The organism is Pseudoselenomonas ruminantium (assembly GCF_900104055.1).
GTDB lineage: Bacteria > Bacillota > Negativicutes > Selenomonadales > Selenomonadaceae > Selenomonas_A > Selenomonas_A ruminantium_C.
On sequence record NZ_FNJQ01000008.1, the window covers coordinates 83,725 to 95,940 of the forward strand.

Genomic DNA, 12,216 nt, shown 5'->3' on the forward strand with positions numbered 1-12,216 from the left:
TGAAAAGGGGGATGCAAGCATGAAATTCTGTATCTTTGGTGCCGGCGGCACAGGTGGTGTTTTGGCTGCTTATTTGGCTATGGCAGGGCATGATGTGACATTGATTGCCCGCGGTGCGCATCTGGCGGCAATACAGGAGCAGGGGCTGACACTGCATACCAATCACCGGGGGACGGAGGTTATCCGAAACCTGAAGACCTGCACGGCAGCTGCGTATGAGGATGTACCAGATGTCTTGTTCGTGTGCGTGAAGTATTATGATCTGGAAGATGCCATCGCTTTTGCCCGGGAGAAGATGGGCAAAGACACATTGGTTATCCCGGTGCTCAATGTTTTTGGCACGGGCGGCGTCATGCAGGAACGGCTGCCGGAGCTTACCTGCCTCGATGGCTGTATCTATGTGATGGGGCAGATTGAAGCACCCGGTGTGATCTATCAGTCGGATAAGATGCTGCGCGTGATCTATGGCTATCGTCCGGGGCAGCAGCAGGATCTGCTGGAAACGGCGCAGGAATTGGAAGGTATTTTGCAGGCGGCGGAAATCCGCGGCCATTTCAGTGCGAACATCGTCCGGGATGCGCTGCAGAAATTTGCCTATGTATCGCCGGCTGGTGCTGCCGGGGCATATTTCAATGCCACGAGCGAGAAGCTGCAACAGGAAGGTCCGGAGCGGGAACTGTTTGCGGGGCTTATCCGGGAGGTAGTGGCTCTGGGCAGGGCTATGGGCATTGAATTCGAGAAGGATCTGGTGGAAACAGGACTTCAGATCATGGATGTGCTCAAGCCGGGCTCAACTACTTCCATGCAGCGGGATATCCTGCGGGGCGGAAAATCGGAATTTGCCGGCCTCGTGACGCGTGTGGTGGAACTGGGAGAAAAATATCAGGTGCCCGTTCCATTATATCGGAAAGTAAATGAATGGGGAAAGGAACATTTGCAGTTACATGGATAGTCTGACCTGGGGAATCTTTGATATCATGGGCACTATCGCCTTTGCGGTGTCAGGGGCGATGGTGGCCATCAACCGCCGCATGGATATCTTCGGCATCATCGTGTTGGCGGCTCTTACCGCTGTGGGGGGCGGCATGGTCCGGGACGTGCTGGCGGGAATCACGCCGCCGATGGCCTTGCGCAATGTGACGGATTTCATGCTTTCGATCATCATTGCTCTGATCGTGTCCCTGGCCTATAGCTTTTGGCCTTTTGCCTCGCCCAACAAATACATCATGCTTTTGCTCTATAATATGTTTGACACTGTGGGGCTGGCCTCGTTCACCATCACGGGGATGCTGACCGGCCTTTCGCGGGAGACCGGCAATCCCTATGTACTGCCGGTACTGCTGGGCGTGATCACGGCGGTCGGAGGCGGTATCCTGCGGGATCTGATGGCGCATCGCATGCCGGCTGTGCTTTACAAGGATATCTATGCTACGGCATCACTGTTCGGCGCAATCATATCCTGCTCCCTGCAGACTTATGTGGATGTGGTCGCTATGGCCTGGATCTGCTTTGTCTTGGTGATTACCCTGCGCTTTAGTGCCCTGTTCTTCGGCTGGCATCTGTTCCATCCGCGGGCGAATTGGCGCAAGCGCAAATAGGGATATACAATAGGAAAGAAAAAATATTTTTTATGGCGGCCTATCTATTGACAGAACTATAAATAGGTGCTAAACTTAAAAACTACAGGAAATTGAATAGGGATTAGTGTGCGCAAGCGGAAAGGAACTGGAAGCAAGGTGTAAAATTTTGGTTAGACCTTGTTTTTTTTCTTGTTCATCCATTCCGTCTTTTTAGGCGTGCGCTATTGCCCTTCATTTCAGGAAATAATATTCTAGTAAAATCAGGCTAAGGGGTGAAGGATTTGTTATTTAATCCTGTGCCGGTAGGCAAAAGAACCAGGTATAGCTATGCTAAAATCAAGGAAGTCATGGAGATGCCGCATCTGCTGGATATCCAGCGGAACAGCTACCAGTGGTTCCTTGATGAAGGTTTGCAGGACATCTTTAATGACATTTCGCCGATTCAGGACTTCTCGGGTAATCTCGTGCTGTCCTTTGAGAGCTTCTCGCTGGGCGAGCCGAAGTATGAGCTCGACGAGTGCAAAGAGCGTGACGTCACGCTGGCTGCTCCAATCCGCGTAAATGTCCGTCTTATCAACCGTGAGACAGGCGAAATTAAAGAGCAGGAAGTGTTCATGGGCGATTTCCCGCTTATGACGGATACCGGTACGTTTATCATCAACGGTGCAGAGCGTGTTATCGTCAGCCAGTTGGTTCGTTCTCCAGGTGCATATTATGGAGAAGAAATCGATCCGACTGGTAAGCATCTTTATAATGCAACGGTCATTCCGAACCGTGGTGCATGGATCGAACTCGAAACGGATACCAATGACGTGGTTTCCGTCCGCATCGACCGTACCCGTAAGATGCCGGTGACGTACTTCATTCGCGCCCTTGGTTTTGCTACTGATGAAGAGATCATCGACCTCTTTGGCGAAGATCCCCGCATCATGAACACGCTGGAACGCGATGGCGAGGACGTGAAGTCTCAGGGCAAGGCTGTCATCGAGATTTACCGCCGTCTGCGTCCGGGTGAACCCGCCAACGAAGACAATGCCCAGCAGCTGCTGGATTCCCTGTTCTTCGATCCGAAGCGCTATGACCTGGCTACGGTTGGCCGCTACAAGCTCACTAAGAAGCTGGGCTGGAAGCGCCGCATCCTGGGCAAGGTCCTGGCTGAACCGATCGTGGATATGGAAACCGGCGAAATCGTCATTCCGGCCAATGAAGTGGTTACGGAAGACATGCTGGATGCAGTTGACGTGGAACGTGAACGCCAGCTCTTTGGCGAAGGCAATATCGTACAGCTGTACCTCCTGAAGAAGGATGGCAGCCGCATGAAACTCCTGTGCTCGCCGACGCTCGATATCCATGACCGCACGATCACGAAGAATGATATCATCGCTTCCATCAACTATCTGCTGAACCTCATGGATGGTGTGGGCAGCACGGATGATATCGACCATCTGGGCAACCGCCGCGTACGTGCGGTAGGCGAACTGCTGCAGAATCAGTTCCGCATCGGTCTGTCCCGTATGGAACGTGTGGTACGTGAGCGCATGACCATCCAGGACGTGGATGTCATCACGCCGCAGGCACTCATCAACATCCGTCCGGTTGTGGCAGCCATCAAGGAATTCTTCGGTTCCTCCCAGCTGTCCCAGTTCATGGACCAGCACAACCCGCTGTCCGAACTTACGCATAAGCGCCGTCTGTCGGCCCTGGGCCCGGGCGGTCTGTCTCGTGAGCGCGCAGGCTTCGAAGTCCGCGACGTACATAACTCCCATTACGGTCGTATGTGCCCGGTAGAGTCTCCTGAAGGCCCGAACATCGGTCTGATCGGTTCGCTGGCAACCTATGCCCGCGTGAATCAGTTCGGCTTCATGGAAACGCCGTACCGCCGTGTGGACAAGGAAACCCAGCGCGTAACGGACGAAGTGCGTTACCTCACCGCTGATGAAGAGGATGAGCTTGTAATCGCACAGGCCAACGAACCGCTGGACGAAAACGAATGGTTCGTGAATCCCCGTGTAACGGCTCGTTACAACGAGGAAACTGGTCTGCATGCCCGTGAAACCGTTGACTACATGGACGTGAGCCCGCGTCAGGTGTTCTCCATCGCCACGGCGATGATCCCATTCCTCGAAAATGACGATGCGAACCGTGCTCTGATGGGTGCGAACATGCAGCGTCAGGCTGTACCTCTGCTCCGTACGCAGGCACCGCTCGTTGGTACCGGTATGGAATACAAGGCAGCCTGCGACTCCGGCGTCATGATCCTGGCCAAACGTGCCGGTGTGGTTGAGAATGTAACGGCTGATTACATCGATGTCCGCACGAAGAATGGCGAGCTTGACCATTATAAATTACAGAAATTCATCCGTTCTAACCAGGGAACCTGCATCAACCAGATTCCTATCGTCTACAAGGGCGATGAAGTGGTGGAAAAACAGCCCATCGCTGACGGCCCGGCTACGGACCACGGCGAACTGGCACTGGGTTACAACATCGTTGTTGCCTACATGCCTTGGGAAGGTTACAACTACGAGGACGCCGTACTGCTGTCTGAAAACCTCGTAAAGCGTGACCTCTACACGTCCATCCATATCGAAGAATACGAATGCGATGCACGTGATACGAAACTCGGCCCTGAGGAAATCACCCGTGATATCCCCAATGTTGCCGAAGAAGCACTCAAAGACCTCGATGATGAAGGTATCATCCGCATTGGTGCTGACGTACGTCCTGGCGATATCCTCGTTGGTAAGGTAACGCCGAAGGGCGAGACGGAACTGACCGCTGAAGAACGCCTGCTGCGCGCCATCTTCGGTGAGAAGGCCCGCGAAGTCCGTGATACTTCCCTGCGTGTGCCGCATGGTGAACAGGGCAAGATTGTGGATGTCAAGATCTTCTGCCGCGACAACAACGACGAACTGCCGCCTGGCGTAAATCGCCTCGTGCGCGTCTACATCGCTCAGAAGCGTAAGATCAGCGTCGGCGATAAGATGGCAGGTCGTCATGGTAACAAGGGTGTCGTTTCCCGCATCATGCGTCAGGAAGATATGCCGTTCCTGCCCGATGGTACGCCGGTTGATATCGTGCTGAACCCGTTGGGCGTGCCGTCCCGAATGAACATCGGTCAGATTCTCGAAGCGCATCTGGGTATGGCCGTCAAGGTACTGGGCCAGCAGATCAAGGATGGCGATCCCACCGTGGAAGCCCGTCTGCGTGAAGCAGGTTATGACTTTGACAAGAATGGCATGCCAATTCCGGATGTGGCTGGTCTGCACATTGCAACGCCAGTCTTCGACGGTGCGAGCGACGAAGCTGTATTCGGTACCATCCGCGCTGCCGGTCTGGCTGACGATGCCAAGACGGTGCTCTACGATGGTCGTACCGGTGAACCGTTCGAAAACCGCGTAACCGTTGGCTGCACGTACTTCCTCAAACTGCATCATCTGGTTGCCGATAAGATTCATGCCCGTTCTACCGGCCCGTACTCCCTCGTTACGCAGCAGCCGCTGGGTGGTAAAGCTCAGTTCGGTGGTCAGCGTTTCGGTGAAATGGAAGTTTGGGCGCTGGAAGCATACGGCGCTGCTTATACCCTGCAGGAAATCCTGACGGTCAAGTCCGATGACGTGGTCGGCCGTGTCAAAGCGTACGAAGCCATCGTCAAGGGTGAGAACATCCCCGAACCGGGCGTACCGGAGTCCTTCAAGGTACTCATTAAGGAACTGCAGTCCATTGGTCTGGATATCAAGGTCCTCAACGAAGATGCCAAGGAAATCTCCTTGCAGGATGAGGATGATGAAGATATCAACGAGACGGCCAAGAAACTTGACTTTGATGTGGCGGGCGTAGATCCCAGCCAGGAAGGTGCAGCTGCACCTAAGCAAGAGGACTCCTATGATGAAGGGGCACCCTCTGATGATGAGAAGCCGGACGACATCATTGCCGATATCGGCAGCCTTGGTTCCATTGTAGAACCGGGCGCAGAAGATACGGATAATGGTGAGGAATAAGAAGGGAGTGTCATCTCTTTGCTGGATGTAAATAATTTTGATTCGATGCGCATCGGTCTGGCCTCTCCGGACAAAATCCGCGAGTGGTCCTACGGTGAGGTCAAGAAGCCGGAGACCATCAACTATCGTACGCTCAAACCTGAGCGCGATGGTCTGTTCTGCGAGCGTATCTTTGGCCCAACCCGCGACTGGGAATGCCATTGCGGTAAGTACAAGCGTATCCGCTATAAGGGCATTGTCTGCGACCGCTGCGGCGTTGAAGTAACGCGCGCGAAAGTCCGTCGCGAGCGCATGGGACATATCGAACTGGCTGCGCCGGTTTCACATATTTGGTATTTCAAGGGCATTCCGAGCCGCATGGGCCTGATCCTCGACATCAGCCCGCGCGCGCTGGAAAAGGTTCTGTACTTCGCGTACTACATCGTGCTGGATTCCGGGGAAAACACGGACCTCACGAAGAAGAGCCTGCTCTCCGAAAAGGAATACCACGATGCTTTGGAAAAATATGGCAACACCTTCCGTGTTGGCATGGGTGCCGAAGCCATCAAAGAACTCCTTGACGAGCTTGATCTGGAACGCATGAGCGAAGTTCTGCGCAAGGAAGTCCGCACGGCTTCCGGCCAGAAGAAGATTCGTGCTATCCGCCGTCTGGAAGTTGTGGAAGCATTCCGCAAATCCGGCAACAAGCCGTCCTGGATGATCATGGATGTCGTTCCGGTCATTCCGCCGGAACTGCGCCCGATGGTACAGCTCGATGGCGGCCGTTTCGCAACGTCCGACCTCAACGACCTGTATCGCCGTGTGATCAACCGTAACAACCGCCTGAAGAGACTCTTAGATCTCGGTGCGCCGGACATCATCGTGCGCAACGAGAAGCGCATGTTGCAGGAAGCTGTCGATGCCCTGATCGATAACGGCCGCCGCGGCCGTCCGGTTACGGGCCCGGGCAATCGCCCGCTCAAATCCCTTTCCGATATGCTGAAAGGTAAGCAGGGCCGTTTCCGTCAGAACCTGCTCGGTAAGCGCGTTGACTACTCCGGTCGTTCCGTTATCGTTGTCGGCCCGGAACTGAAACTGCATCAGTGCGGTCTGCCGAAGGAAATGGCGCTGGAGCTCTTCAAGCCCTTCGTTATGAAGAAGCTGGTTGCTTCCGGTTCTGCGCATAACATCAAATCCGCCAAACGCATGGTGGAACGTGCTAAACCTGAGGTTTGGGACGTTCTCGAAGGCGTTATCAAAGAGCATCCGGTTCTCCTGAACCGTGCCCCGACGCTGCATCGTCTGGGTATCCAGGCATTCGAGCCGGTACTCACCGAAGGCCGTGCCCTGAAGCTGCATCCGCTGGCTTGTACGGCATACAACGCTGACTTCGACGGTGACCAGATGGCTATCCATCTGCCGCTGTCCTCCGAAGCACAGACGGAGGCCCGCATCCTGATGCTGGCTGCCAACCACATCCTGGCACCGAAAGATGGTAAGCCTATCATCGTTCCGTCGCAGGATATGGTTCTGGGTTCCTACTACCTGACGAATATCCGTCCGGGTGCCAAGGGCGAAGGAAAAGTCCTCACGGGTATTGCCGAAGCACTGCTGGCTTACCAGCAGCATGACCTCGACCTGCAGGCTGCTATCCAGTGCCGCATCGAAGGTTATGGCCTCGTCAAGACCTCCCTGGGCCGCATGATCTTCAACGAGATCCTGCCGCAGGAAATCCGTTACTACTACAAAGATAAAGAGTCCGACCAGTGGTGCCTGGGCGTGCTCATGAATAAGAAAGAGCTGGGTAAGCTGGTTGCCAAGTGCTACAACGCCTTTGGTGCCACGGAAACGGCTCATGTCATCGATGATGTCAAGAACCTCGGTTATCACTACGCCTGCGTAGCCGGTATGACCGTTGCTATCTCTGACGTTATCGTGCCGCCGAAGAAGAAGACCATCATCAACGATACGCAGCAGATCGTCAACAAGGTTGAGCGTCGTTATGACCGCGGTCTGATTACCGAGGAAGAACGTTACCACAAGGTTGTTGACCTCTGGTCCAAGGCCACCGATGACGTGGCTGACGCCATGATGGACAACATGGACGCCTTCAACCCCATCTTCATGATGGCTGACTCCGGTGCCCGCGGTAACAAACAGCAGATGCGTCAGCTGGCCGGTATGCGCGGTCTCATGGCTGATCCGTCCGGTAAGATCATCGACCTGCCGATCACGGCCAACTTCCGTGAAGGTCTGTCCGTATCCGATTACTTCATTTCTTCCCATGGTGCCCGTAAAGGTCTGGCCGATACGGCACTGCGTACGGCTGACTCCGGTTACCTCACGCGTCGTCTGGTTGACGTGGCACAGGATGTCATCGTCCGTGAAGAAGACTGCGATATTTCCACGCTGAATCTGGTACAGGCTCGTGCAAGACTGGCCGAGTCCACCTTCGACGCACTGGAAATCCTCAACGACAGCCTGATGGGCCGTCTGCTGGGTGCTGATGTATTCGATCCGGCTACGAAGGAAGTCCTCTTTGTCCGGGATACCATCCTCGACGAAGAGAAGCTGGCCATCATTGGCGAGAAGGAAATCCGCGAGATCATGGTTCGTGGTTCCTCGCTGGCTTCCGAGGCTGCTATCAGCAACGCTATGATTACCGAAGCCATCACGCTGGGTGAGCCGGACGAGGCTGCCCGCGCCAAGGCCAAGGATTCCATGGTACATGAGATGAGCGGCAAGGAAGTTACCCGTGATGTGGTAGATTCTGCAAACCGCGTGATTGTCGAAGCTGGTACGAAGCTTACGGCGGAACTCATCGATACGATCCTGGCTTCCGACGCCAAGGAAATCCGCGTGCGCAACAACAACGTTCGTGGTATTGAAGTCGAAGCCATCAAGGAGGGCGATGGTATCATCGAATCCCTGGCTGAGCGTATCGTGGGCCGTGTGCTGGCTGAAAACATCGACGATCCGGCTACGGGTGAGCGCATTGCTTCCATCAACGACAATGTGGATGAAGAGCTCGCTAAGCGCATCGAAAAGGTACGTGACCACGTATCCATCCGCAGCGTGCTGACCTGTAAGTCCCAGTTCGGCGTCTGCATCAAGTGCTATGGTCGTGACCTGGCTAATCAGGCAGAGGTTGAAATCGGTGAAGCAGTTGGTATCATCGCGGCTCAGTCCATCGGTGAACCGGGTACACAGCTCACCATGCGTACATTCCACTCCGGCGGCGTTGCCGGTGACGATATCACCCAGGGTCTTCCGCGTGTCGAAGAATTGTTCGAAGCACGCAAGCCGAAGCATCATGCCATCATCGCTGAGATCGAAGGCCGTGCTGAAGTCGAAGACTCCGGTAAGGGTATGCGCAAGGTTACGATTGTTCCGGACGAAGGCGAAGCCCGTGAATATGCAATCCCGTATGGTGCTCGTATGGCAGCCAAGCAGGGGATGCATCTGAAACCGGGTGATAAGCTCACTGAAGGTTCCATCAACCCGCACGATATCCTGCGTGTCTGCGGCCTGCAGGCAACCCAGCGTTACCTGGTATACGAAGTACAGAAAGTGTATAAGTCCCAGGGCGTTGAGATCAACGATAAGCATATCGAAGTCATGGTTCGTCAGATGCTCCACAAGGTCAAGATCGAAGAATCCGGCAGCACGGACTTCCTGCCTGGTGAGTACATTGACATCAACCAGTTCGAGACGGCCAATACTAAGGCTATTGAGGAAAACGGCGAGCCCGCTGTGGCAAAACCGATCCTGCTCGGTATTACCAAGGCTTCTCTGGCTACCGATTCCTTCATGTCGGCTGCTTCCTTCCAGGAAACCACCCGTGTACTCACGGATGCCGCCATCAAGGGCAAGGTTGATCCGCTTATCGGCCTCAAGGAAAACGTTATTATCGGTAAGCTGATTCCGGCTGGTACGGGTATGAGCCGTTACCGCAACCTCAAGATTGTGGATAACGATCCGAAACCGGTAGAAGAAGTTGCTGAAGAAAACGCCGAAACCGATACGGTAGAAGCATAATTCTATAAAGCATAGATAAAAGGAGGGAACGATCCAACAGGATAGTTCCCTCCTTTTTTATAATATATTTTAGGAGGCTTTATTATGTCTGAAGCATGTAATCACGATTGTAGTTCCTGCGGTACTACCTGTGGCGAGGACACCCGCCCAAAAGACCTGCATGAAGCACCGCATGAACTCAGCGATATCCGCCATGTCATCGCCGTGGTCAGCGGCAAGGGCGGCGTGGGTAAGTCGCTGGTGACCGGTTTGTTGTCCGTCGCCATGTCCCGCAAGGGCAAGCATGTTGGTATCATGGATGCCGACATTACCGGTCCGTCCATTCCCAAGATGTTTGGCATCAGCGGTGAAGTCCGTGGCAGTGAGAAAGGTGCATATCCTGTAACATCTGCCGGCGGCATTGACATTGTCAGCATGAACCTGCTGCTGGATAATGCGACCGATCCCGTTGTCTGGCGCGGCCCGATTATCAGCGGCGTGGTCAAGCAGTTCTGGCATGATTTCATCTGGGAAGATTTGGATTACATGTTCGTGGATATGCCTCCCGGAACCGGCGATGTGCCGCTGACGGTCATGCAGTCCATCAAGCTTGACGGCATCATCATCGTCACGAGTCCACAGGAACTCGTGTCCATGATCGTGGAAAAGGCCGTGAAGATGGCGGAAGCTATGAATGTGCCAATCCTGGGGCTCGTGGAAAACATGAGTTACTTTGAGTGCCCGGATTGTGGCAAGCGTCACGAGATCTACGGCCCGAGCCATATCGAAGAGATTGCCCAAGAGTACAACCTCGATGTACTCGGACGCATTCCCATCCAGCCTCAGTTGGCCGCAGAATGCGATGCAGGCCAGATTGAGACTACCGATGCGGATTATCTCGACAAGGCCGCTGTGAAGCTGCTGGCCTTGGATGAAGCCTGATGCCTGCCCCTTGAGGGGAAGGTGGCAGCCGTAAGGCTGACGGATGAGGTGGATTCCTTTGTAAAAAAGATATATTAAGACGCCGTTGGAGCTGGTAATATTTTTTCTCCGCCATAGACAGGCTTGTCTTTTACGAAGGTTTTACACAACTAAATACCCCAAAGCCCTGGGGCGTTGCCACAAAAGGCTCTGCGAGATTTTTTGCAGAGCCTTTTGCTGTGTCTAATGCTATTTGTAGTGCCAATGTAGAGCCACGAATATAAGACGTTATGGAATTTTATGGGATTTTACGGGTTGACTGGAGAGCAGATCATTGACCCCGCCTTCCAGCCAGTTGCTGACCTTTGTTTTGGCCACCAAATCCATGTGGGTGTAAATGTCCGTGGTAATCTTGATGCTGGAATGGCCAAGCTGGCTTTGAATATCCTTGAGGTCAAAGATATTGGCGCTTTTCATGCGGCTGGCCATATCATGGCGCAGCATATGGAAGGTGGTAGCAATGCCCAGCCGGTGCCGCGTGTAGCGGTAATACCGGCTGAAGCTGGCAGGGCTTATAGGCTGACCATTAAGCCGTGTAAAGACAAAGCCCGTATCCTGCCAGTCCGGCGTTTTGAGCCGTTGCTCCAGCTGCACCTTGCGGTAGCGGGCGATTTCGGCGCAAAAGTCAGCGGGCAGGGACAGACAGCGGTCACCCTGCTGGGTTTTGGTACTGCCCAGTTTCAAGGGGTACTTGCCCGTTGCCGGGTCCTTTTTTTCGGCCTGATAAAGGGCGTGCTGGATATGCACCATGCCGCCGGTGATTTTGCCCTGCTCGTCCCCGCTGGAAGGAAAAATCCTCCCACCGCAGTGCCAGAAGCTCGCTCATGCGGGTGCCGGTGACGAACTCCGTGAGGATAATCCACCGCCAACAGTAGTAGACCTGACTTTGGTAGTCCACTAAAGTCTGCCATTCCTGGGCGCTGGGCTTGCAGAATCGGCGTTTGGGCGGCTTTTTGGGCAGTTCCAAGTCCGCCGCCGGAGAATGGTTCAAAAGCCTGCACTGGATGGCCCGTTTCATAGCGGACTTTAACAGGGGCCGCGCCATATGTGCGGTGCGGTATTATCCGGAGATTGCCGACGATGACCTGCTTTCCATCGGAAAGAAGCTCTCTAACCTGCAATCTTTCCCTGTGGACGGTATCGGCCGGGTAGATTCCTGCCTGCTGGCGCAGGAAGGCTAAGGAGGGGTGAAAAATGAAGGCGACACTGGTCATGAATTTCAGAATGAGCAACGGGAAGAACACCACGGTTTCCATCACCAGCCCCAAGGACGAGCTGACGAAGGCCGAGGTAGCCGCAGCAGCTGCCGAAATGGTGGAAAAAGATGCCCTGATTGTGAACGAAAACCATCTGGAGGCGCTGGATAAGGCATTTATCCGCACCGTAGAGGAAACGCTTTTGCAGTAAGGCATAAGCGGCGGGAATAAAAAAAGCCCTGGCAGCGTGCTGATATGCTCCCTATTAGGTAGACAGAAGAAATAATAAAACTGTCTGCTTGATAGGGAGCATTTTATGTACAAGAAGAGATTATCACCCGAAGAGAAAATCCACTTCATTGAAAAGTATAAACGTGGAGAGGGCAGTTATGCCTCCATAGCCGCGGATGCAGGCGTTGACAGCAGATCCTTCAGGCAATGGGTTCGTAACTATGATGCTTG

The 12,216-nt window shown here is 54.1% G+C and carries 10 protein-coding genes; 9 read left to right on the forward strand and 1 reads right to left on the reverse strand.

What is annotated here, in order from left to right; translation table 11 throughout:
• Positions 1 to 19: 19 nt before the first annotated feature.
• The 5 genes from BLQ59_RS05340 (at position 20) to BLQ59_RS05360 (ending at position 10,519) form a co-directional block, all read left to right on the forward strand.
• Entirely contained in the window at positions 20 to 952 is a 933-nt protein-coding gene (locus BLQ59_RS05340; RefSeq protein ID WP_074571882.1) for a ketopantoate reductase family protein, read from the forward strand.
• On the forward strand, positions 945 to 1,598 hold the full coding sequence (locus BLQ59_RS05345) for a trimeric intracellular cation channel family protein (RefSeq protein WP_074571883.1): 654 nt from the start codon (positions 945 to 947) through the stop codon (positions 1,596 to 1,598). The genes BLQ59_RS05340 and BLQ59_RS05345 overlap by 8 nt, the downstream gene beginning before the upstream one ends.
• 263 nt (positions 1,599 to 1,861) lie before the next feature.
• Positions 1,862 to 5,581 (forward strand): DNA-directed RNA polymerase subunit beta, encoded by a 3,720-nt coding sequence (gene rpoB, locus BLQ59_RS05350; RefSeq protein ID WP_074571889.1) that lies wholly within the window; start codon positions 1,862 to 1,864, stop codon positions 5,579 to 5,581.
• 18 nt (positions 5,582 to 5,599) lie between these two features.
• Entirely contained in the window at positions 5,600 to 9,598 is a 3,999-nt protein-coding gene (rpoC, locus tag BLQ59_RS05355) for a DNA-directed RNA polymerase subunit beta' (protein WP_074571884.1), read from the forward strand.
• Between the two features lie 84 nt (positions 9,599 to 9,682).
• Complete coding sequence (locus tag BLQ59_RS05360; protein ID WP_074571885.1) at positions 9,683 to 10,519, forward strand: Mrp/NBP35 family ATP-binding protein; 837 nt, start codon at positions 9,683 to 9,685, stop codon at positions 10,517 to 10,519.
• 267 nt (positions 10,520 to 10,786) lie between these two features.
• Here BLQ59_RS05360 and BLQ59_RS05365 read toward each other — a convergent pair whose 3' ends face one another.
• The gene (locus tag BLQ59_RS05365) at positions 10,787 to 11,308 is read right to left on the reverse strand and encodes a site-specific integrase (protein WP_074571886.1); all 522 of its coding nucleotides are present in this window, start codon (positions 11,306 to 11,308) and stop codon (positions 10,787 to 10,789) included.
• Between BLQ59_RS05365 and BLQ59_RS16170 the strand changes: the two genes are divergently transcribed.
• From BLQ59_RS16170 to BLQ59_RS05380, 4 genes are all read left to right on the forward strand, one after another.
• Entirely contained in the window at positions 11,307 to 11,459 is a 153-nt protein-coding gene (locus BLQ59_RS16170; RefSeq protein WP_218122870.1) for a hypothetical protein, read from the forward strand. The two genes, BLQ59_RS05365 and BLQ59_RS16170, sit on opposite strands and share 2 nt — an antisense overlap.
• 25 nt (positions 11,460 to 11,484) lie before the next feature.
• The gene (locus BLQ59_RS05370) at positions 11,485 to 11,739 is read left to right on the forward strand and encodes a DUF1659 domain-containing protein (RefSeq protein ID WP_143005292.1); all 255 of its coding nucleotides are present in this window, start codon (positions 11,485 to 11,487) and stop codon (positions 11,737 to 11,739) included.
• A gap of 13 nt (positions 11,740 to 11,752) precedes the next feature.
• A complete protein-coding gene (locus BLQ59_RS05375; RefSeq protein WP_074571888.1) occupies positions 11,753 to 11,965 on the forward strand; it encodes a DUF2922 family protein in 213 nt (70 codons plus the stop codon).
• A 105-nt stretch (positions 11,966 to 12,070) separates the two neighbouring features.
• A partial coding sequence (locus BLQ59_RS05380; RefSeq protein WP_143005293.1) for a transposase occupies positions 12,071 to 12,216 on the forward strand: 146 nt, incomplete at its 3' end.

Excerpts from the sequence above, each read along its gene's own strand:
- BLQ59_RS05340 (WP_074571882.1), top strand. The coding sequence starts at position 20 with ATGAAATTCTGTATCTTTGGTGCCGGCGGCACAGGTGGTGTTTTGGCT.
- BLQ59_RS05345 (WP_074571883.1), top strand. The coding sequence starts at position 945 with ATGGATAGTCTGACCTGGGGAATCTTTGATATCATGGGCACTATCGCC.
- BLQ59_RS05360 (WP_074571885.1), top strand. The coding sequence starts at position 9,683 with ATGTCTGAAGCATGTAATCACGATTGTAGTTCCTGCGGTACTACCTGT.
- BLQ59_RS16170 (WP_218122870.1), top strand. The coding sequence starts at position 11,307 with ATGCCGCCGGTGATTTTGCCCTGCTCGTCCCCGCTGGAAGGAAAAATC.
- BLQ59_RS05365 (WP_074571886.1), bottom strand. The coding sequence starts at position 11,308 with ATGGTGCATATCCAGCACGCCCTTTATCAGGCCGAAAAAAAGGACCCG.
- BLQ59_RS05375 (WP_074571888.1), top strand. The coding sequence starts at position 11,753 with ATGAAGGCGACACTGGTCATGAATTTCAGAATGAGCAACGGGAAGAAC.